General features: G+C 71.3%; 19 protein-coding genes. 10 read left to right on the plus strand and 9 right to left on the minus strand.

The window, feature by feature from the left end:
* Positions 1-126: 126 nt before the first annotated feature.
* Both ABH929_RS12280 and ABH929_RS12285 read right to left on the minus strand, forming a co-directional pair.
* Positions 127-423 carry a hypothetical protein gene (locus tag ABH929_RS12280; RefSeq protein WP_205464249.1) on the minus strand — a complete coding sequence of 99 codons (297 nt, stop codon included), beginning with the start codon at positions 421-423 and terminating at the stop codon, positions 127-129.
* Complete coding sequence (locus tag ABH929_RS12285; RefSeq protein ID WP_123673409.1) at positions 423-1,679, minus strand: inorganic phosphate transporter; 1,257 nt, start codon at positions 1,677-1,679, stop codon at positions 423-425. Before ABH929_RS12285 ends, ABH929_RS12280 begins: the two co-directional genes overlap by 1 nt.
* A gap of 117 nt (positions 1,680-1,796) precedes the next feature.
* Here ABH929_RS12285 and ABH929_RS12290 point away from each other — a divergent pair, with 117 nt between their 5' ends.
* Genes ABH929_RS12290 through ABH929_RS12300 form a run of 3 tightly spaced genes read left to right on the plus strand, consistent with a single transcriptional unit; the run spans position 1,797 to position 5,440 of the window.
* Positions 1,797-3,485 carry a sodium:proton antiporter gene (locus tag ABH929_RS12290; RefSeq protein ID WP_123341057.1) on the plus strand — a complete coding sequence of 563 codons (1,689 nt, stop codon included), beginning with the start codon at positions 1,797-1,799 and terminating at the stop codon, positions 3,483-3,485.
* 52 nt (positions 3,486-3,537) lie between these two features.
* The gene (locus ABH929_RS12295; RefSeq protein WP_404561443.1) at positions 3,538-5,124 is read left to right on the plus strand and encodes an ABC transporter permease; all 1,587 of its coding nucleotides are present in this window, start codon (positions 3,538-3,540) and stop codon (positions 5,122-5,124) included.
* Between the two features lie 28 nt (positions 5,125-5,152).
* Positions 5,153-5,440: a hypothetical protein gene (locus ABH929_RS12300; protein WP_111084562.1), complete on the plus strand. Its 288-nt coding sequence runs from the start codon at positions 5,153-5,155 to the stop codon at positions 5,438-5,440.
* Positions 5,441-5,462: 22 nt separating this feature from the next.
* Here ABH929_RS12300 and ABH929_RS12305 read toward each other — a convergent pair whose 3' ends face one another.
* Positions 5,463-5,981 carry an 8-oxo-dGTP diphosphatase gene (locus ABH929_RS12305; RefSeq protein ID WP_263090475.1) on the minus strand — a complete coding sequence of 173 codons (519 nt, stop codon included), beginning with the start codon at positions 5,979-5,981 and terminating at the stop codon, positions 5,463-5,465.
* 64 nt (positions 5,982-6,045) lie between these two features.
* Here ABH929_RS12305 and ABH929_RS12310 point away from each other — a divergent pair, with 64 nt between their 5' ends.
* Both ABH929_RS12310 and ABH929_RS12315 read left to right on the plus strand, forming a co-directional pair.
* Complete coding sequence (locus tag ABH929_RS12310) at positions 6,046-6,396, plus strand: tryptophan synthase subunit alpha (RefSeq protein ID WP_404561444.1); 351 nt, start codon at positions 6,046-6,048, stop codon at positions 6,394-6,396.
* 46 nt (positions 6,397-6,442) lie between these two features.
* Positions 6,443-7,333 carry an aminodeoxychorismate lyase gene (locus tag ABH929_RS12315; RefSeq protein WP_205464248.1) on the plus strand — a complete coding sequence of 297 codons (891 nt, stop codon included), beginning with the start codon at positions 6,443-6,445 and terminating at the stop codon, positions 7,331-7,333.
* 72 nt (positions 7,334-7,405) lie between these two features.
* Here ABH929_RS12315 and ABH929_RS12320 read toward each other — a convergent pair whose 3' ends face one another.
* Entirely contained in the window at positions 7,406-8,605 is a 1,200-nt protein-coding gene (locus ABH929_RS12320) for an amidohydrolase (RefSeq protein ID WP_404561445.1), read from the minus strand.
* 81 nt (positions 8,606-8,686) lie between these two features.
* On the opposite strand from ABH929_RS12320, the gene ABH929_RS12325 reads away from it, so the two are divergent.
* Genes ABH929_RS12325 through ABH929_RS12335 form a run of 3 tightly spaced genes read left to right on the plus strand, consistent with a single transcriptional unit; the run spans position 8,687 to position 12,741 of the window.
* The gene (locus tag ABH929_RS12325) at positions 8,687-10,030 is read left to right on the plus strand and encodes a Fic family protein (protein ID WP_404561446.1); all 1,344 of its coding nucleotides are present in this window, start codon (positions 8,687-8,689) and stop codon (positions 10,028-10,030) included.
* 9 nt (positions 10,031-10,039) lie between these two features.
* Positions 10,040-12,211: a S9 family peptidase gene (locus ABH929_RS12330; RefSeq protein ID WP_404561447.1), complete on the plus strand. Its 2,172-nt coding sequence runs from the start codon at positions 10,040-10,042 to the stop codon at positions 12,209-12,211.
* On the plus strand, positions 12,208-12,741 hold the full coding sequence (locus ABH929_RS12335) for a cysteine hydrolase family protein (protein WP_404561448.1): 534 nt from the start codon (positions 12,208-12,210) through the stop codon (positions 12,739-12,741). The genes ABH929_RS12330 and ABH929_RS12335 overlap by 4 nt, the downstream gene beginning before the upstream one ends.
* Before the next feature lie 99 nt (positions 12,742-12,840).
* On the opposite strand, the gene ABH929_RS12340 is transcribed toward ABH929_RS12335, so the two are convergent.
* Genes ABH929_RS12340 through ABH929_RS12350 form a run of 3 tightly spaced genes read right to left on the minus strand, consistent with a single transcriptional unit; the run spans position 12,841 to position 15,529 of the window.
* Positions 12,841-14,370: a CYTH domain-containing protein gene (locus tag ABH929_RS12340; RefSeq protein ID WP_404561449.1), complete on the minus strand. Its 1,530-nt coding sequence runs from the start codon at positions 14,368-14,370 to the stop codon at positions 12,841-12,843.
* Positions 14,367-15,206, minus strand: a complete 840-nt coding sequence (locus tag ABH929_RS12345) for a hypothetical protein (RefSeq protein WP_404561450.1) — start codon at positions 15,204-15,206, stop codon at positions 14,367-14,369. The genes ABH929_RS12340 and ABH929_RS12345 overlap by 4 nt, the downstream gene beginning before the upstream one ends.
* Positions 15,203-15,529, minus strand: a complete 327-nt coding sequence (locus ABH929_RS12350) for a PadR family transcriptional regulator (RefSeq protein ID WP_404561451.1) — start codon at positions 15,527-15,529, stop codon at positions 15,203-15,205. The genes ABH929_RS12345 and ABH929_RS12350 overlap by 4 nt, the downstream gene beginning before the upstream one ends.
* A 68-nt stretch (positions 15,530-15,597) precedes the next feature.
* Between ABH929_RS12350 and ABH929_RS12355 the strand changes: the two genes are divergently transcribed.
* Positions 15,598-15,870, plus strand: coding sequence for a glutaredoxin domain-containing protein (locus tag ABH929_RS12355; protein WP_404561452.1), 273 nt, complete (start codon positions 15,598-15,600; stop codon positions 15,868-15,870).
* A gap of 140 nt (positions 15,871-16,010) precedes the next feature.
* Here ABH929_RS12355 and ABH929_RS12360 read toward each other — a convergent pair whose 3' ends face one another.
* Positions 16,011-18,137 (minus strand): DEAD/DEAH box helicase, encoded by a 2,127-nt coding sequence (locus ABH929_RS12360; protein WP_404561453.1) that lies wholly within the window; start codon positions 18,135-18,137, stop codon positions 16,011-16,013.
* A 650-nt stretch (positions 18,138-18,787) separates the two neighbouring features.
* On the minus strand, positions 18,788-20,032 hold the full coding sequence (locus ABH929_RS12365) for a phosphotransferase (RefSeq protein WP_404561454.1): 1,245 nt from the start codon (positions 20,030-20,032) through the stop codon (positions 18,788-18,790).
* 80 nt (positions 20,033-20,112) lie between these two features.
* On the opposite strand from ABH929_RS12365, the gene ABH929_RS12370 reads away from it, so the two are divergent.
* Positions 20,113-21,186, plus strand: coding sequence for an aromatic acid exporter family protein (locus ABH929_RS12370; protein WP_263090490.1), 1,074 nt, complete (start codon positions 20,113-20,115; stop codon positions 21,184-21,186).
* Positions 21,187-21,201 lie beyond the last annotated feature (15 nt).

Consider the following 21,201-nt stretch of genomic DNA (forward strand, 5'->3'; position numbering starts at 1 on the left):
GGTGTGCGCGGGTGGATGCGTGCGGATGGTGAGCGGGAGTGCGCACATGGCGAGCAGGAATGGTCGGGTCGCCGGAACGCACCCGACCATTTCTGCTCACGAAGCTGGCGTCGCGCGCTCCCCGGGTCAGTGGAACTGGGGGACGATGAGGTAGATGCCGTACAGCACGACGGCGCCGCAGACCGCGTAGCAGAGGATCGCGAGCGCACGGAAGGCACGCACCGCGGTCGTCGCTCCGTCGGGGTTCGGGAACCCGGCGGTCGCCGGACCGATCGTGCCGTCGTCCTTCACGGTGAACTTGCCGGCGCGGGTGTCCGCGGCGCTCCAGAACCGGAGACCGACGGAGTACACGGCCACGACGAAGCACGACGAGACCACGGCGACGAGCGCCACGGTGAGGAACGCGAACCAGTCGATTCCCATCAGCGACGGCCTCCCTTGCGTGCGGCCATGCGGCGGAGCGTGCGCTCGCGGCTCAGCGCTGCGCGGCGGTCCGCGACGGCGTCGGCGCGCTTCTTGCGCTGCAGGTCGCGCAGTTCCTTGCGGGTGTACACGGCGTTCGCGGCCACGTCGACCTCGATGGCCGAGGCCTGCTCGTGCGGCTTCCGGAGCGACCACAGGTACAGGCCGAGGATCACCGCGGCACCGACGATCGCGTCGATGACCAGGCCGATGACGCCCAGGCGTGCGATGCCCGATGCCACGGCGCCAACGGCTGCGGCGGCCGGCAGCGTGATGAACCAGGCGATGACGATCTTGCCGGCGGTGGACCACTGGATCTTCGAGCCGCGGCGGCCGAGCCCGGCACCGATGATCGAGCCGGAGGACACCTGCGTGGTCGAGAGCGCGAAGCCGAGGTGGCTGGACGCCAGGATCGTCGCGGCGGTCGATGCCTCGGCCGCGAAGCCCTGGGTGGCACGGATCTCGGTGATGCCTGACCCGAGCGTGCGGATGATGCGCCACCCGCCCGTGTAGGTACCGAGCGCGATCGCCAGGGCACAGGCGACGACGACCCAGAACTGCACGCCCTGGTTCGACGACTGCGCCCCCGACGCGATCAGCGTCAGCGTGATGACACCCATCGTCTTCTGCGCGTCGTTCGTGCCGTGGGCGAGCGACACCATCGACGAGGTGAAGATCTGCCCGACGCGGAAGCCACCGCGCTCGTTCGGGAACACCGGACGCTTCGTGATCCGGTACGCGATGCGGGTCGACAGGAACGACACGAGCGACGCGATCACCGGCGACGCGAAGGCCGGGATGATGACGACCGTCAGCAGCGCGACGTAGTTGACGGACTGGAACCCGGCGCCGACGATCGCGGCGCCGATCAGTCCGCCGAACAGCGCGTGCGACGACGACGAGGGCAGCCCGCGGAGCCACGTGATCATGTTCCACACGACCGCTCCGATGAGCCCCGCGAAGATCATCTCCGGTGAGATCGCGACGCCGCCCGGGCCCTCGTTGATGAGGCCGTGCGAGATCGAGGTCGCCACCGCGGTGCTGAGGAACGCACCGACGAGGTTGAGCACCGCGGCGACCGTGACCGCGACCTTGGGCTTCATGGCCCCGGTCGCGATCGGAGTCGCCATCGCGTTGGCGGTGTCGTGAAAACCGTTTGTGAAGTCGAAGAAGAGGGCCAACGCGATGACCAGGACGACTATGAGTGTGATGTCCACCGCGGGCCAGTGTTCCCCATCGACGGCCTCCCTAGCAAACCTGATCGGCAACCTGCCGTTCACCAGAGCTTCAGACTCGTTCAGGTTCGGAACCATGCCGATGCGAGAATGAGTCCCATGGACACCGTCGAGCTCCTCATCCTGCTGGTCGGATCGCTCGCGGTGACCGGGTTCGCACGGGCGAAGGGGCTCCCCGCTCCCCTGCTCGTGACGGCGGTCGCGCTCGCAGCGTCGTTCCTGCCGGGGCTCCCCGCGATGGAGATCGACTCCGAGGTGATCCTGACGGTGATCCTGCCGCCGCTGCTCTACTCGGCGGCGCTCGACGTGTCGTGGCAGAGCTTCCGCACGTCGATCAAGCAGATCCGGCGTCTCGGCATCTTCCTGGTCATCGTGACGGCACTCGTGGTCGGCGCGGTGGCCTACTTCCTGATCCCGGACATGACCCTGCCCGCGGCGATCCTGCTCGGTGCGATCGTCGCCCCGCCGGACGCCGTGTCCGCCGCCGCGATCGGTCGCAAGCTCGGGCTCCCCCGCCGGGTGATGACGGTGCTGTCCGGCGAGAGCCTGATCAACGACGCAGCCTCCCTGACCCTGGTGCGCGTGTTCACCCTGATCATCGCGGGGACGTCGCTCACCATCTGGCAGGACCTCGGCATCTTCGGCCTGGCGATCGGCGTCGGCCTGGCCGTCGGCATCGTGCTCGGTGTCGTCGTGCACTGGATCCGGATGCGGCTCAACGACCCCGTGGTCGAGACGATCATGAGCATCCTGCTGCCCTTCGTCGCCTACATCCTGGCCGAGGACCTCTCCGGTTCCGGCGTCATCGCGGTCGTCACGGCCGGCCTGTACATCGGCTACAACTCCCCGAAGGAGGGCTACGCCACCCGCCTGCAGGAGCGTCCGCTGTGGACCAGCATCGACGTCATCCTCGAGGGCTTCGTGTTCGCCCTGATCGGCCTGCAGCTCAACACCGTGGTGCAGGACCTGGTCGAGAGCGAGCGGAGTCTCGGCCAGACGCTCACCGCCGCGGCAGTGGTGCTCGGCGTCGTGATCCTGGTGCGGCCCCTCTTCATCTTCGAGTCGTACGTGCGCAACCGCTTCAACGGGCGATGGCTCCGTCCGCTGCGCATCAAGCTCTCCCGCGGTCACCCGTCGCTGCGGTGGATGCGCGGCACGGCCGAGCCGAAGCTCAACTGGCGCGAGCTCACCGTCATCTCGTGGACCGGCATGCGCGGCGTGGTGACCCTCGCCGCAGCGGTGTCCGTGGTCGCGAGCCCGACGCAGATCCCCGCGCAGGACACGATCTTCATCATCGCGTTCTTCGTCACCGTCGGCACCCTGCTGCTGCAGGGCCTGACGCTGCCCTTCGTCATCCGTGCGCTCAAGGTGCAGGACCCGGCCGAGGGCGAAGAGGACGTCCGGAGCGAGATGCGGCTGAACCAGCGCACCACCGAGGCCGCCATCGAGCTGCTCGAGAAGCGACGTCCGGACTGGTCGAAGCAGTACGGCGACGTCGCCGTCGACTCGGTGGTGAACCGGCTGAAGGCACGGCTCGAGCGACAGGTCGAGACCTTCCGCCAGGACGCCGAGGAAGAAGAGGTCGAAGAGCGCAACGCCCCGATGCGTCTGCGCGGCTCGCAGATCCAGGACATCCGGCGCGAGCTGCTCGACCGACGACGCGAGATCGTGCTCGAGGAGCGTGAGAAGGGAAACCTCGACGAAGAGGTCATGCGCCGCGTGCTCGTGACCCTCGACGCCGAAGAACTCGCGATGGACTCGGCGCAGGCCTCACGCAGCCGCTCCTGAGGGCCTCGGGCGTATCCTGGCGCTCCGATCGAGTACAGGAGCACAACGCCGAGTGAGCACGCCGCGGAACGACGTCCCGAAGAACAACGACACCCCGGACCGTCCCGGAGCGTCCCGGCCGACGTCGGCCCCGAAGCCACGCAGCACCCGCCCCTCGGCCCGTGGCACGAAGCCCCGCCGCGGTGCGAAGGTCGCAGGCTCCACGCGGGCTGCACCGCGTCGCCAGGCCCCCGTCCCGGAGCCACAACAGCACGGTGCGTACCGCCGCTGGTACTCGACGTTGCACCCGTCGCTCCAGCTGATCGGTCTGCAGCTGTGGATGCCGCTGTTCTTCATCGTCGGCTTCTGCCTCTGCTACGTCTTCGCGTTCCACGCCCCGCACCCGCACGACGTCCCGATCGCGCTGATCGGCAGTGACCCGACCCTCGTCGCCGCGGTGCAGAAGGCCTTGCCGGGCGAGTTCGTGTTCCACACCTACGACTCCCTGGCTGCGGCGAAGCGGGACGTGCTCGCCGGGTCGATGGCGGTCGCGTACGACCCGTCCAGGAACGAGTTCTTCAAGGCGAGCGCACACCAGTTCCAGGTCGCGAGCCTCGTGCCGGCGACACTGAGCGCGGTGCTCACGGGCATCGGCGTCGCGACCCCGAAGACCACCGAGCTCGCTGCCCTGCCCGCGTGGGACGAGTACGGCACCGTCCCGATGTACGTCATGCTCGCCTGGTGCATCGGCGGCTACATGGTCGCGATGTTCATCGGGATCATGGGCGGTCCGCTCCGGCACCGCACCCGGATGACCGTCATCGTCGTCGGCGGCCTCGTCATCTCCCTGATCACGAACACCCTCGCCGGTCCGGTCGTCGGCGCCATCCACGGCCACTGGATCCAGCTCGTCCTCATCGCGTGGGGGTGGATCGTCGCGATCGGTCTCGCCGTCAACGGGCTGAGCTACTTCGTCGGCCGGTTCATCGCCGCACCCGCCATGATCTGCTTCGTGTTCCTGTCGATGCCGTCGTCCGGCGGGGCGTACCCGAAGTGGTTCATGCCGGAGCCGTTCGCCTGGCTCAACAACGTCGTCGTCGGGTCGAGCATGGTCGACATGATCAAGCACCAGATCTACGGCGTCGGCCCCGGCCCGGCCCGCGGCCTGATCACGATGGGCTGCTACGCCGCGGCCGGCCTGGTGCTCATGTACTTCGGCAAGAAGTGGTGGGAACGCCGACGCATCCGCGCCATCGTCACGGGCCGGACGACGATGTTCCAGGACGCCAACACCGCCAACCGCGAGTTCCTGGGCAAGGAACGCGACGCCGAGCTCGAGCGCCACGGCCTCGAGTCCACCGAGACCGGCACCCTGAGCGTCCTGAGCGACGACGACTGGGAGGACGCCCGCGTCGGCGGTGACGTCTTCACGGGCGGCCGCGACGGCCTCGAGACCGAGACCACCCCCACCGGCCGCATCCCCGTGGTGCGGACTGGGGACCGCACCGGACCGGTGCAGCGGCCGGGAGGCGCGGGGACCGGACCGCGCACGCGTCCCGTCCCACGCACCGAGGGCTCCAGGGCACCGGCTCGGTCCGACACGTCGGCCCGCGTCGACACGTCGGATGAGCCGCCGCACGGCCGCCACGCGGACCGGTGAGGTGTCGGCGGCGCGTATCCTGGAGGGTATGAACCCCCGCATCACCTGGCACCGCGTCCTCGTCACCGTCGTCGTCGTGCTCCTCGTGCTGACGGTCGGCTTCTACGTCGCGAGCATCGTGCTCGCACCCGCCGACGGCCGGAACACCGCCGGGCTCTTCGTCGGCTGGGCGATGTTCGCCATGGTCGGAGCGATCGTGTTCGGGATCATCGACTTCTTCGTCCGGCCCCTCGGTGGTCGCAGCGGCGACGCCGAGGTCATCGCCGCGGCCGAGGAAGCACGCACCGGCAGCACCCGCACGCAGCAGACCCGCTGACCCGCAGACCCGCTGACCCGCTCTACGCGGGTGACTCGACACCCGTCCCGGTGAAGCCCGCGACCGTCGCGTCGTCGTCGGCGAACGTGAAGCGTGCACGCACCGACCCCCCGCGGAGCACCGCCGGCAGCCAGTACTTCGCGTCGTCCCACATCGCCTCGTAGGGGACGTCGGCGACGGGGATCCACCGCGGCTCGAGCTCGTCGGAGCCCGACGGGCTGCCCTGCCAGCGGCGGCACACGAAGACGTCCGAGACCTGGGACCAGGACGGCCGGTACGGGAACCGGTAGTCCAACGTGCCACGGGCCTCCAGGTCGACCGTCTCGAGACGCAGGCCGACCTCTTCGCGCACCTCGCGCACGGCGGTCTCGACCGCCGACTCACCGGGTTCGCGCTTGCCGCCCGGGCCGACCAGCCGGCCGGTGCCGAGGCCGCGGCGCTTCTCCCCGAGCAGGACCTCGGGTCCGCTCTCGCCGTCGCGCAGCAGGTAGACGACGACCACTCGGGGGTGTTGGGACTTGCTCTCGTCGCGCGGGGTCACCCGTCCAGTCTGGCCGAAGATGTGTCGTACGCTCTTCCCATGGCAGGCGTGCTGCGGGGGCACCATGGCTGAGCCCCGCAGGACCGGGCGCAGCCTCGAAGTGCTGCGCGCCGAGGCTGCCGAGGAGATCTCGATGCTCGTCGAGCACCGGAGCCGCCAGGGCGAGGACCCGTGGGAGTTCATGCCGACGCTCCCCACGGTCGACGAGCAGGTCGTGCTCATCCTGCGGGCCGACGCGGTCGACCTCGACGCCGCGATCGGCAAGCGGCACGCCCAGTGGTCGATGCACCCCGCGTCCGGTCAGGGCACCGTCCTCGGCGAGGAGTACCACCGGTTGCGCCGGATCGCGCTGCAGCACCCCGAGCTCACCCAGGCGGTGTGGAAGCTCATAGGCGCGCTGCCCGACGCGAGCTGACGTCCACGCACAACGTGCGCGGACGCACGTGCGGTTGGATGGGCGCATGACCGAAACCGTGCTCGCGATCCTCAACCAGCCCTCCCGCGACGCCGCGCCGCACGACCCCGCAGCGGACGCCTTCACCTGGGCGAAGCCGCTCGAGGAGCACCTGCAGGTGCAGGACCTCGGCATCACCCGGGGCGACGGCGTATTCGAGACGATCACGGTGGTCGACGGTCGTCCGCAGGCCCTCGAGGCGCACCTCGACCGGTTCGGCCGCTCCGCCGCGATGCTCGACCTGCCCGCGCCGGACCCCGACGCCTGGCGGCAGGCGATCGAGGCCGTCTGCGCCCGGCTCGACCCGGTCCGCGAGGCCTTCGCGAAGACCGTCCTGACCCGTGGCGTCGAGGGCACCGACCGTCCGACCGGCTGGGTGTACGCCGCGCCGTCCGTCGACTCGACCGCCGCGCGCACCGAGGGCATCTCCGTCGTCGTGCTGGACCGCGGCTACCGCCACGACGTGGAGCGAACCTCGCCGTGGCTGCTGCAGGGCGCGAAGACCCTGTCGTACGCGGTCAACATGGCCGCCCTGCGCGAGGCCGCCCGGCGCGGTGCCGACGACGCCCTGTTCGTGTCGAGCGACGGCTACGTGCTCGAGGGCACGCGCGCGAACCTGATCCTGAAGGTCGGCGACCGGCTCGTCACGCCGCGCACCGACATCGGGATCCTGGCCGGCACCACCCAGGCGGACGTCTTCCGCTTCGCCGAGCAGCAAGGCATCGAGACCGCCTACGAGCTCGTCACGCTCGCCGACCTGCAGGCTGCGGACGCACTCTGGCTCGTGTCGAGCGTCCGGCAGGCGGCGCCGATCCGCTCCGTGAACGGCGACGCCCGCGCGATCGACGCGGACCTGACGGACCGCATCAACGAGTTCCTGCTGGCACGCGAGGTCTGAGCCCGCCGGGTCCGCCGGCCGTCACCACCCAGCGCCCCCGGCGCCACGGACGCCAGGCCCGGATCGCCCCCGCTACCAGCGCGGGGTGGTGACGCCGACGCCGTCCGCCCACTCGAAGACCTGGCGGCCGTCGATCCAGACGCGCGTCGCGCGACTGGTCGCGTCGAGCGGATCGCCGTCCCAGAGCACGAGGTCGGCGTCGTGCCCCACGGCCAGCCGACCGACTCGGTCGCCGAAGCCCAGGAACTCGGCCGGGTTGACCGTGAGCGCTTCGAGCGCGGTCTGGGCGGGCAGGCCCTCCTTCACCGCGGCCGTCGCCTGGTCGACGAGCATGCCGATCGGCACGACGGGGGCGTCGGTGGTGATCGCGACCCGGACGCCGGCGGCGGCGATGGTGGCGAGGTTCGGGATGCCCCGGTCACGGAGCTCCACCTTCGAGCGGCTCGTGAACAGCGGGCCGTAGATGACCGGGATGTCCTTCTCGGCGAGCAGGCTGGCGATCTTGTGCGCCTCGGTGCCGTGGTTCACGACGAGTCGGTAGCCGAACTCCTCGGACAGCCGGATCGCGGTCGCGATGTCGTCGTGGCGGTGCGTGTGCTGGTCCCAGACGAGCTCGCCGTCGAGGACCCGGACCAGGGCCTCCTTCGACAGGTCCCGCGCGAACGGCTCCCCCTTGGCCGCGGCGGCGTCGCGGGCGGCACGGTAGTTCTGCGCCTCGACGAAGGCGTCCCGGATGATCTTCGCGACGCCCAAGCGCGTCGACGGCGTCTGGCCCTTGCCGCCGTACACGCGCTTCGGGTTCTCGCCGAGGGCGCTCTTGATGCTCACCGAGTCCGAGATGAGCTGCTCGTCGACGGTCCGGCCGCCCCAGGTCTTGATGGCGACGGTCTGGCCGCCGATCGGGTTGCCCGAGCCGGGTTTCACGACGATGCTCGTGATGCCGCCGGCGAGCGCATCGCGGAAGCCCTCGTCGTCGATGTCGATCGCGTCGATCGCACGGACCCCGGCCATGTTGGGGCCGGTCATCTCGTTCGTGTCGTTGCCCGCCTCGCCGTTCGCCTCCTCGTGGATGCCGACGTGACCGTGCGACTCGACGAACCCGGGGACGAGCCAGGCACCGGCTGCGTCCACGACGGTGATCCCCGAGGGCGGTGTGACATCCGGGCCGATCGCGGTGATGCGGCCGCCCTCGACGACGACCGCGCCGCCGTCGAAGGCGGGAGCGGAGACGGGGACGACGTGGGCACCGGTGATCGCGAAGGAGTTGCTCATGCCACCAACGCTACGCGGACGGCACGCACGCGAAATACGAGTTCCTGGCGTCGGGCATCCGGAGGTCCCTACGCTCGCGGCATGGCACATCGGATCGAGCCCGCGCACCTCCTCGACACGTCGCCCGCACCCGGCAGCTGGCCAGTGCACGGCAGTGCCGAGCGTCCGTGGCGCGGTTCCCGTCGGGGTTCCCGTGCCGACCGGATGACCACGTCGGTCCGGGTGTCGCTCCCACCGAGGATCGCTCGTGCTCGGTGGGTGCCCGATGCCCGGACCGAGGCGCTGCTCGACCGCGCGGCCACGGCGCTCCGGTCGCTCGACGTCCACCACGGTTCCCGGCTCGCGCCCCTCGGGTCGGTGATCGGTCGGACCGAGGCCGTCGCTTCGTCGCGGATCGAGGACGAGTCCGCGTCGCTCGACGACTGCGCCCGAGCACTCGTGGGCATCCGCGCGAACCCGACTGCGACCGTCGTCGTCCGTGCCGCCGGTGCGATCGAGGGGTTGGTCGCAGCAGCGGACACGGGCGTGATCACCGAAGCCGCGCTGCTCGAGGCGCACCGGCTGCTCATGCGCGACGACCCGGTCGACGGGCCGTACGCCGGGCGCTACCGCAGCGTCCAGAACTGGATCGGTGGCGGCGACACCCCGCGGCTGGCGACGTACGTCCCGCCTCCGCCGGAGCTCGTCGCGCCGCTCATGACCGACCTCTTCGCGTTCCTGCACCGGACGGACCTGCACCCGATCGCCCAGGCTGCGATCGGGCACGCCCAGTTCGAGTCGATCCACCCGTTCACCGACGGCAACGGCCGGATCGGACGCGCGGTGATCAGCGCCGTGCTGCGACGCCGGGGCGTCACGACGACGGTGACCGCACCGATCGCCACCGCGCTCGCAGCGGACCGGGGCCGGTACTTCCGACACCTCGAGCGGTACCGCGACGGGGTCGTGGACGCCCTCGTGGCAGACGTCGCGATCGCCATCGGCACCGTGTGCGACGAGGCGACCGTGACCGCCCTGCTGCTCGACGAGCACGCGGCCGACCGGATGGCGGGTCCGTGTGCCACGAGAGCCCACGCAGTCGTCGGGCGGGCGCTGTCCGACGACCCGGTCCTGACCGAGACCCGGCTGCAGGGCCTCCTCGCCGGTGTCGCCGGCGGACCGGTCGACGACGACCTGGCCGGCACCGTGGCCACAGAGCTCGTCCGCGCCGGAGTGCTGCGTCCGGTCACCGAGCGGCGGCGTGACCGTGCTTGGGTCGCACCGGCCGTCGTGGACGAGCTCGAGGCCTTCGAGCAGCGGGTCCGCGCGGGGATGGCCGGGCGGACGCGGTCCGACCGGTTCCGGACGGGGCGGCCGGGCGGACCCGGTCCGACCGGTTCCGGGCGGCGGCGTGACGCCCGGCACGCCACGGGGCCGTGCGCATAGGGTGGGACGGTGAGCACCGAGCACTCCCAGGCCACCCCGCCCACCGCCGCCAAGCGGCCCGTGACGCGGACCCACCACGGCATCGACTTCGTCGACGACTACGAGTGGCTGCGTGACAAGGACTCGCCGGACACCCTCGCCTACCTCGAGGCAGAGAACGCCTACACCGACGCTGCCACCGACCACCTCGCACCGCTGCGCGACCGCGTCTTCGCCGAGGTCAAGAACCGGGTGCAGGAGACGGACCTCTCGGTGCCGGTGCGCATGGGCGACTGGTGGTACTTCACCCGCACGGCCGAGGGCAGCCAGTACGGCGTGCACTGCCGCGCGCCGATCGCCGGTGCCAACGACTGGACCCCGCCGGCCGTCGTCGAGGGCGAGTCGACCCTCCCCGGCGAGCAGGTCGTCCTCGACGGTAACGCCCTGGCCGACGGCCACGAGTTCTTCTCCCTCGGCACCTACGACATCAGCGATGACGGCACCCGCCTGGTCTACGGCATCGACGTCGAGGGCGACGAGCGGTACACCCTGCACGTGCGCGACCTGGCGTCCGGCACCGACCTCGGCGACGCCATCCCGAACACCGGGGCCGGCGCGACGTTCGACCCGGCCGGCCGGTACGTCTTCTACCCGACGGTCGACGAGTCGTGGCGTCCGGACAAGATCTGGCGGCACGCCGTCGGCACGGCGGCGTCCGACGACGTGCTGGTCTTCGAGGAACCGGACGACCGCTACTGGGTCGGTGTCGGCGTCACGCGGTCGTCGCAGTACATCGTCATCGAGCTCGGGTCGAAGATCACGTCCGAGGCCCTGGTGCTCGACGCCGCCGACCCGACCGGCGAGTTCCAGGTCGTGTGGCCGCGACGCGACGGCGTCGAGTACGAGATCGAGCACGCCATCGTCGGCGGCAGCGACCGGTTCCTGGTGCTGCACAACGACGGTGCCGAGAACTTCGAGCTCGTCGACGTCCCCGCCGACGACCCCACGTCCGAGCGCGACCGCCGGGTCGTGGTGGCGCACCACACCGAGCGCCGCATCGAGTCCGTCGACGCCTTCGCCGGGCACCTCGCGCTCGAGTACCGCTCCGAGGCGCTCCCCCGCATCGCGATCATCCCCATCGAGGGTGACGGGTACGGCGACGCGCACGAGGTCCCCTTCGACGAAGCACTGTTCTCGGCCGGCCTTGGCGGCAACCCCGAGTGGGACCAGCCGACGCTCCGCATCGGGTTCACCTCGTTCGTCACCCCGTCCGAGGTCAGCGACCTGGACCTGGCGACCGGCCAGGTGACGGTCCTGAAGCGCCAGCCGGTGCTCGGCGGCTACGACCCCGCCGACTACGTCCAGGAGCGCGACTGGGCCACCGCCTCGGACGGCACCCGCGTGCCGATCTCACTCGTGTGGCGCCGCGACGCCGTCGACGCGGACACCCCCTCGCCGCTCCACCTGTACGGCTACGGCTCGTACGAGCACTCCATCGACCCGGGGTTCAGCGTCATGCGCCTGTCGATGCTCGACCGCGGCGTCGTCTTCGCCGTCGCCCACGTGCGCGGTGGCGGCGAGATGGGCCGGCACTGGTACGAGAACGGCAAGACCCTGACGAAGAAGAACACGTTCGCCGACTTCGTCGCGGTCGCCGACCACCTGATCGAGTCCGGCCGCACCACCGCGGACCGGCTCGTGGCCGAGGGCGGCAGCGCCGGCGGGCTCCTGATGGGTGCGGTGGCGAACATCGCGCCGGACCGGTTCGCCGGGATCGTCGCCGCGGTGCCGTTCGTCGACGCGCTCACGAGCATCCTCGACCCCGACCTGCCCCTGACCGTCATCGAGTGGGACGAGTGGGGCGACCCGTTGCACGACGCCGAGGTCTACCGCTACATGAGCGAGTACACCCCGTACGAGAACGTCCGCGACGACGTGCAGTACCCGCGGATCCTCGCCGTGACGTCGATCAACGACACCCGTGTGCTCTACGTCGAGCCGGCGAAGTGGACCGCGAAGCTGCGTGAGGTCGGGGCGCCGGTGCTGCTGAAGACCGAGATGTCCGCGGGCCACGGCGGCGTGAGCGGGCGGTACGCCTCGTGGAAGGAGCGGGCGTTCGAACTGGCTTGGCTGCTCGACGTGCTCGGGCTGGCAGACGAAGAGCCCGCGCCCGCGAGCGCCGCGCCCCTCGCACTCGGATGAGCACTGCCCTGCTGGTGATCGACGTCCAGGCCGGGGTGGTCCGCTCCTGCCTCGACGCCGACGCCGTGGTTGCACGTATCCATGCCCTCGTGACGCGAGCTCGGTCCGAGGGGGTCCCCGTCGTCTGGGTGCAGGACGAACAGGACTTCCCGTACGGCACCGACGGCTGGCAGCTCGCGGTCCCGCTCGTCCGTGATGCCGCCGAGCCGCTCGTGCGCAAGACCTACCGGGACTCGTTCGTCGACACGGACCTGCGTGCTGTGCTCGACGGGCTCGACGTCACGCACCTCGTGATCGTGGGGGCGCAGACGGACTACTGCGTCCGCACCACCGCGGGGCGAGCAGCGGCTGACGGGTACGACGTCTCACTCGTCGCCGACGCCCACACGACGACCGATGCCGAACACGACGGCGTCACGGTGCCGGCGGGGCACGTCATCGCCCACACCAACACGTACTGGTCGGGGCTGCGCTACCCGGGTCGGCGGTTCCGGGTGCCGGAGTCGGCGTCGGTCGACTTCGGCGGCTGAGCGCCACGCTCTTCGTGAGCAGGGATGGTCCGCTGCCCGCAGGCAACCGACCATTCCTGCGCACCAAGCGAACGCCCGCGGCGAAGCGCAGCGCGCGGCTCACACGCGGTTGAGCGCGTGCACCGCCTCGTCGTAGGACTCCTCGGCCAGGCGCACCCGGTCCCCCGCGAGCACGCCGTACCCGAACGTCCCCTCGCCACCGCGTTCGGCGATCGCCGCGTTGGTCCGCAGCGCATCGAGGGCGTGCAGCGACCGGACGCGCTCGGTCAGTACATCGGCCGCGCTGCCGATCCGCTTCCAGAGCGCATGCGGGAACGCGTCGTCGCCGAGGACGTCCATCGCCATCCGCGCCCGCATCGTGCCCTGCCAGGCGGCTTCGGTGGTCGCACGGTCGGCGGCCTCGCGCTCGGCGGCGGTGTCCGAGGTGTCATCGGCGACCGCGGCCCGGACGAGCTCGCGGATGTGCGGCTTCACGACGGCGCCGACGTCCTGTGCGACCTTCTTCGGCGAACGGAGCGACCACTCGGTCGGGGTCGGTCGTTCGACGGCGTCGTCGAGCGCGTCGAGCAGTTCGAGGAACGGCTCGCCGTGCACGAACGCGACGACGTCCCGCACCGACTGGTCGCGACGCTCACGGGTCGACGCCAGGATGCGTTCACGGGTCATCGAGTCGACCAGGTCGTCCTGCGCCGGGGTCGACGCCCGCGGCAACCGGTCGATCAGGTACTCGTTGAGTGCTGCGCGCGCGGTCACGGCAGCCAGTCCGTCGGCCGCCTCGGCGGCACGGTCGACGGCGGCGCCGGCGGCGAACGCTGGACGGTACGCACCGAGGATCGAGGCGATCTCGAGCGCGGTCTCGGCCGTCTGCCGGAGGTCGGCCGCATCGCCAGCGCGGAGGCGCGATTCCTGGCCGAGCAGCGCGGCGCGCAGCTTCCGCAGCCGCTTCGCGAGGACGCGCGCGGTCGTGCCCTTGTCCGGCTTCTCCTCGGTCTGGAGGCGCGGTGCCAGTGCTCCTGCCAGCCCGCGTGCCAGCTTGGACGCGACGGCGGCGGGGCCGGCGCCGACGGCCGCGAAGCGCCCGTCGAGGGCCGCGAAGAGCTCGTGCGCGACCTGCGGGTCGACGTCGGCGACGGCCTCGACCTCGACCTCGCGCCAGGTCCGCGGCGTTTCAGGAGCATCGTCGTCGAGGCGCTGCGCGGTCACCTGGTCGTCGGCGAGTTCGGCGACCTGGTCGCCGTCCTCGTCGAGCAGGCGGGTGACGGTGCGAGTGGTCGTGATGCGGACCACGGGGCGCAGGCCACGGCCGCGGCGCTCGGTGAAGAGCGCCGCGAGGACCTCGGTCGGAACCGTGTCAGCGTCGTCGGTCAGCGGGAAGTGCTGCTCGTGGCGGACCGTGTCCGATTCGGAGCGCTTGATGTGCCACCCGGCATCGGGACCGCCGGTCCGCCGGCGGACCGTGACCCGCGCCGCCACCAGGTCGTAGCGCTCGGTGTCCCAGTACGTCGCATCGAGCTCGAACGGCTCCTGGTGCTCGGTGCGGAGGATGCCACCCGCGCCGACGAGGTCGGGCAGGGCACCGCCCTCTGGCAGGTCGTAGGTGCGCTCGATCTCGAGGTGGGTGTCACTCACACGGTCTTGTCTACCAGGGCTTCGCCGTGCGCCTCGACCACCGCTGGCGCATCTGTGGAGAACCGTGACGCCACCACGGCTCCGACGACGGCGACCAGGAACGGGACGAGCTGCCCGATCCACGACACCAGCGCCATGGCGGAGTACGGGATCCCCGAGCCGTTCGCTGCTTCCGCAAGCGGGAACACCAGCACGGCAGCGACGACGGGCAGGACGAGGAGCGAGTACGTCCACACCGGTCGGTGGAGCACCACGAGCCAGACCGCGAGCAGCCCAGCCGCGATGACGCCGACCTGGACCGGGGCGTACACGGGGACGTTGAGCGAACCGGTCGTGATCGCCCACCACACGGCGGCGACGGCGAACACGGCAACAGCGCCGAGGACCCGGCGGCGGCGTGCGACGTCCGACACCAGGAGGACGCTCGTTGCGACAGCGGCGCCCGGCACCACCGCGAGCCCGATCCCGACCATGTCGAAGACCGGACGTGCCTCGGGCAGGCCGTTGTACCGCTGCAGGAGCGCGAGGACGCCCACCGAGACGACGAAGGACAGGACCGCGAGCGCGATGAGGACCGGGATCGTGCGGATGGTGTGCGGTGCAGAACGGACGGGTGTCGGCAGTGCGGTCATGGTGTCCCCCCAGGTGGAACGGTGGCCGGCGCGTCGGTGGAACAGCGCCGTGGTGAAGGCGCCGAACGCGAGTGCGGTCGGCGAGAGGTCGAGTTCATGGGCATCGCGGACGTCGGCGAGCCACTGCTCGCGGCGGGCGGCGCGGTGTGCTGCGGGCGAGACCGCGACCGCGACCCCCACGAGCACCCGGTCGAGCGCGCTCACGAGGTCACCGGCCGGTGGGCCGAGCGAGCCGGACGAGCAGGCGTCGCGGCGGACGGACGCGCCGCGACGAGGTCGCGTGCGGCGTCGACCCCGTCGGGCGTGAACTCGTAGAGCCGACGGCGCGGCCCGGGGCGGTCGGTCTCGTCGTCCCACGACGACGTGATCCACCCCTGCCGCTCGAGTCGTTCGAGGATCGGGTAGACGGTGCCGGCCTGGCGCCCGGTGGCCTTGATGACGAGCAACCCCCATGCCGGGCCGTCGACGGTCAGCAGTGCGTCGAGCACGTCGAGCGTCGGGGCGGTGATGCGTTGGATCGGTTCCATGCGGCTTAACCTAGCTATATCGGATAAGCACGTCAAGGGCGTCCAGAAAGCGGGGTTAGCCTGGCGCCATGAGCGACACGATCACCCGCGAGCAGTTCACCCCCGAAGCCGGCGGCGTCACGATGTTCACGACCATGTGGTGCGGGTACTGCGCCCGGTTGAAGAACCAGATGGCGAAGGCCGGCGTGCCCTTCACCGAGGTCGACATCGAGCAGACCCCGGGCACGGCGGAACTCGTCGCCGAGGTCAACGGCGGCAACCAGACCGTTCCGACGCTCGTGTTCCCCGACGGCACCACGGCGACGAACCCATCGCTGGCCGAGGTGCAGTCCCGCATCTGAGCAACGACGCGGCGACGCGACGACGCGACGACGCGACGACGCGACGACGCGGCGAAACACCGGTGTTCCCGCTCCGAACACGCGCACGACGCGGTTCGAAGTGCGAACACCGGTGTTTTGCGGCCGGAACAGCCGCGGAACTAGCCTCCGAGCGCCTCGGTCAGCAGCGCGGACATGGCGTCGAGCTGGATGTCGCCGGAGCCGACGAGTTCTTCGTCCGATCCGTCGAGCGCGCGGGCGGCCAGGGACGCCTTCGAGTCGATGAGCTCGGCGATCTTCGTGTCGATCGTCTGCGCGGCGATGATGCGCCACGCTGTGACGGGCTCTTCCTGCCCGATGCGGTGCACGCGGTCGATCGCCTGGGTCTGCTCGGCGCTCGTCCACGACAGCTCGGCGAGCACGACGTTGGACGCCACCTGCAGGTTCAGGCCCACGCCGGCCGCGGTCAGCGAGCAGACGATCACGGCGACGTCGGGGTCGTTCACGAACGAGTCGATCTGCGCCGTGCGCTGCGTGGCCGTCTGGTCGCCGCGGATCGTGGCGGTGCGCAGGCCCCGTCGAGCGAAGACCTCTTCTGCCTGGTCCATCACGTCGAGGTGCTTGGCGAAGAACACGACCTTGCCGACGTTCGACGCGAGCTGCGCGGCGTAGTCGGCTGCGAGCTGGGCCTTGGCGCGGCCGATGCGTCGGACCATCGAGAACACGTTCTCGCCGGTCGACGAGGCGTCCTGGTCCTCGAGCTCCCAGCGGGCGACCTGCCGGACGAGCTTGTGGTCGATGCCGACGACCGGGTCCTGCCCGGTGCGGGCGTCGAGCGCCTGGTGGTACCGGCGGACGAGCTTCGCGGTGAGCTCGCGCTCGGCGTCGCGGATGGAGCGCCCCTCGTCGCCGTCGAGCTCGACGGGGATGTCGGCGATCCGGCGGGCCGGGATGTCCGCGGCGACGTCGACCTTGCGGCGTCGGACGATGCCCTGGTCGATGACGGCACGACGGGCCTCGACGAAGAAGCCCTGGTCGGCGGGGGTCAGCCCGATCTCCTCGAGCTCGTTCATGAGCTTCGCGCGGGGCTTCTTGTCGTCGATCCAGCCGAGGTACTCCCAGATGGTGCGGAAGTCCTCGACCGAGTTGATGAGCGGGGTGCCCGTCAGCGCCATGAGCAGCGGTGCTGCGGTGCGCTGCCGGATGCGATCGGCGATCTGCAGCACGAAGCGGGCGCGCTGCGAGTCCTTGTTCTTGATGAAGTGCGCCTCGTCGACGACCATGCCCTTGAAGCCGAAGCCGCCGAGCCAGCCCGCGTGCCGGTCGAGGATCTCGTAGTTCACGATGATGATGTCGGCGAACCCGTCGAGGTCGTTGCCGTCCCCGTGGATGACGGTGGCGCGGTGGTTCGGCACCCAGCGCTCGGCTTCGCGCGCCCAGTTCGTCTTGACGACGTTCGGCACGACGACGAGCAGCGGGAACGCGTTCGCGGCGTCGGCGGCGAGCAGCGACTGCGCCGTCTTGCCGAGGCCCGGCTCGTCGGCGAGCAGGAACGTGCGGTGCCCCTGCGACGCGGCGGCGACCAGTTCGGCCTGGTGCTTCATCAGCGTGGTGCCGGAGCGGGAGTGCAGCGAGGTCGGCTCGGGCAGCGGCATCGTCGCCGTTCCCCCGCCTGCGCCGTACTCGAACGACTTGAACAGCGGACCGAAGAGCTCCCAGTTCGCCAGGCGACGCGGGTGCGCGACGGGCTGGTCGGCGAGCGCGAAGTCCGGCGGCAGGAACGGGTTGGCGAGCTGACGCTGCACGACCGCCTGTGGGGTGACCGCGCGCACCGGGGTCTCGGCGACCGGGGTGGGCTCGGCCGCGATGACGAGGTCCTCCGGCTGCAGCTCCATGCCGCCGGCGATCATCATGTCGCGCTTGACGGCGCGGGTCGCCTCGGAGACCTGCACCTCTTCCGCGAGCAGCTGGATGACGCTGGTGTCACGGGCCGCGGTCTTCGCGAGGATCGTCGCCACGCCGTCGAGCCGCTTGAGCTGCTCGGCGCGCTGCGAGTCGGTGAGGTCGGTGTCGCCCTTCACCCGTGCGCGCTCTTCGCGCATGAGCAGTGCGACGGCCTGGAACTTCGTCCGGTTCGTCGCCTTGAGCGGTCCGCGCTGCGCCGCCGCCTCGACCTCGCGCACCGCGCGGGCGAGGACGGGGATCACGCCGTCGTTGTCCAGCGGCCTCGTCCGACGTGACGCGGTCCGCGTCCCGCCGGCAGCTCGCCGGGTGCCTGATCGAGCCAACGCTCCTCCTGTTCCGCCCACACATCGGGGCGAGCCGCCCGTGGGGCGGAAGTCCTGCACCGGGGCCTGACACGGCTCCGGTTCGGCTGCGGGCCACCGTGGCCCACCGCATCGCCGGTCCCCGCTTCGGGACGTCCGGTGGAGTCCCGCGGACCGTTCCACCGCGAGCGCCTGCTCGGCGCCGGGTGCGACGGTCCGCGCCGGGATCCGGCGTCGTCACACGCACGTGACGCCCCCGCGGGGCGGTCACGGCCCGGTTCCCGCGTCGATCAAGTGATCGACGGCTGCGTCCGGAATCGACGCGGCACGCGGGAACGCGGTGCGTGCGCGCTCAGTTTACTCCCCGACCCCCGACAGCGGCGACTCCACGTCGCCCGCGCGCGTCGCGCCTCCTGGCCGTTGCGGCCCGAGCGTCCCTTTCCCGCGCGCGTCCCACGGGATCTGGAACGTTCGCGACGGCCGACCGGGAGGCCCGGGGCGGGCCCGCCACGCGCCTCCCGACCGCCACGGGTCGCATGCACCGCCGCGCCCGGGGTTCCGAAATATTGGCACCTCGCGCCGCCTCGGAGCCGTCCGTGGAACCTCGGCGCACCGCGCGCGGCATGTCGTGGAACCTGGGCGCTCGGCGCGTGGCGTGCCGTGGAACCCCGTCAGACGCGGGGCGCGGACCGCGGGCGGACCAGACCGGCCGCCGGCGGGACCGGAGATGCCTCGGCCAACGCAGCCCGCGTCGCCGCGAGGAGCTGCTCGGCCGTCTGGATGCCGTTCGCGGAGCCGGTGGTCGCCTGGCCGCCGGCGTGGGCCAGCAGCTGGGCGCCGATGGCGGGCCCGATGCGGTCGGCCTCGCGCGGGTTGCGGGCGACCCAGTCGCGGGCGATCGCGTCGGCGAGGCGCTCGGCCGCGGCTCCGCGGTCGGCGTCTCCGCGCGATCGGTGCCAGAGGCCGGTGACGACCAGGTGCGCGACGACCGCCCCGATGTCGCGGACCGGGAAGCCCCAGCCGGCGGTGTCGATGTCCAGGAGTCCGGAGATGCGCCAGGGCTCGTCCTCGTCGACGAACACCTGCTCGAGGTGCAGGTCGCCGTGCACGACCTGCTTCGCGGCACTCGTCCAACCGATCGACCGGCGGCCGATGGCGTCGTACAGGCGGTCGATCTCGTCGGCGTCCTGCGGCAACGCGGCGATGAGCGTACGGCGGTGCCAGTCGGCGTGGTCCATCGCGTCGGCGCGGGCCTGCTGGGTCATCGGGACGGTCGCGACCCGACCGCTCAGGGCGGCCAGGGACGCGACGAACCGCGGGTCGTCGGCGATGTCGAGGATGCGACTGCCGGCCGGCACGCCGCGGATCCGCTCGAGCACGAGGAGCCCGTCGCCGCGGCTGGACAGCACTCGGGGCACCGGCAGGCCCGCCGTCACGAACTGCTCGTGCGACTCCACGATCGGCGCGACCCGGTGCGGACGGACGATCTTCAGGAACAGGGTGCGTTCGGGGGCGTCCACCCGCACCACCGCACGCTTGCCCGGTCGGTACGCGGCCACCGTGAGCACCGGGTCGGTGACGGGCATGCCGAGCGTCGTCAGGAGCTCGGCGACCGCGTCGCGGTAGGTCACCTGCGGCAGCACCGGAAGACCCGGGTCGTTCGGGTACGCCCACACCGAGACGGGTTCGCCGGTCGCGGGATCGGTGACGATCGCACTGTTCTGGTCGTGCGCGCCGCCGGTGTCGACGTACGTCAGGACGGTGGCGCGCTGGCCGTTCCGGTCGACCGTGTCGACCTCGTAGCCGTACAGGTAGCCGTTGCCCGAGGGCTCGACGGAGTGCGCCCGTGCGGCCACGACGGAGGTCCCGGAGCCGGCGAAGGCCTGCGGGATGACGCGCTCATGGTTGGGCCACACGACATCAGTCAACCGTGTCCGGACGTTTTCGTCGCGTTCGTGCACGGCTCGGCGTGCGGGCGGTGGCTAGCGTGGTCGAGGTGAACCCGGTCGCGCGTCTCCGCAGCTCCAGTCGCACGCCGTTCCTGCAGGTCGTGAAGACCGCGGTCGCGGTCGTCGCGGCGGTGCTGCTGTGTCGGCTGCTGATCCAGGGTCCGTTCCCGACCTTCGCCGCGATCGCTGCGCTGCTCGTCGTGCAGCCGAGCATCAACCAGTCGTTCGTCAAGGGCCTCGAGCGGAGCGCAGGGGTCGTGCTCGGCGTGCTGCTCGCCACCGGGTTCCACCTGCTGCTCGGCGACTCGGTGTGGGTCGTCCTGCTCGTGGTCGTGCTCGCCATCCTCATCGCCTGGGTGCTCCGGCTGACCCCGACCTCGGCCACCCAGGTCAGCATCAGCGGGATGCTCGTGCTCACCGCGGGGGTCGTCACGCCGAACTACTCGGCCGACCGGATCCTCGAGACCGTGATCGGTGCGGTCGTCGCCCTCGTCGTGAACGCCCTGATCATCCCGCCGGTCCTGCTCGAGCCCGCGCACCTCGCCGTCGCCCGACTCGCCCGCGACACCGCCGTGGCGTTCGAACGGGTCGCGATCGGCCTGACCGAGGGGTGGGACCGCGACCGCTGGCAGGACGCCCTGGTGCGGGCCCGTGCGCTCCGGCAGCAGCACGCGAAGACCGAGGCATCGCTGAACGCGGCCCGCGAGTCCCTGACGATGAACCCACGAGGTGGACGGCACCGCACGATCCTCGACCGCGACGTCGCCATCACCGAGCACCTGCGCGTCCTGGTCACGCGCGTCACCGGCATGACCCGGGCGATCCACGACAACACCGCACCGGACCTGCGCGCCGACCCGGTGGTCGGCGGCATCGCGACCGAGGTGGCCCGGATCGGCGCGGACGTCCGCGCTCTGAGCGCCCGGGTCGAGTCGACGCGGCTGGACCCGTCGATCGCTGCGGGTGCCGGTGGGCACGATGCCGAGGTGTCGACCGCCGAACCCGCGCTGACGGCACCGATGGAGATCGTGCGACCGAACTCACGGCACTGGGTGCTCATCGGCGCTCTGCTCGAGGACGTCCGGCGCGTGCGCGAGGAGCTGCTCGGCGAGGACGACTGACGCCGGTCGGGCGCG

Origin of the sequence: Curtobacterium sp. AB7 (genome assembly GCF_044909335.1) — a bacterium.
Taxonomy (GTDB): domain Bacteria; phylum Actinomycetota; class Actinomycetes; order Actinomycetales; family Microbacteriaceae; genus Curtobacterium.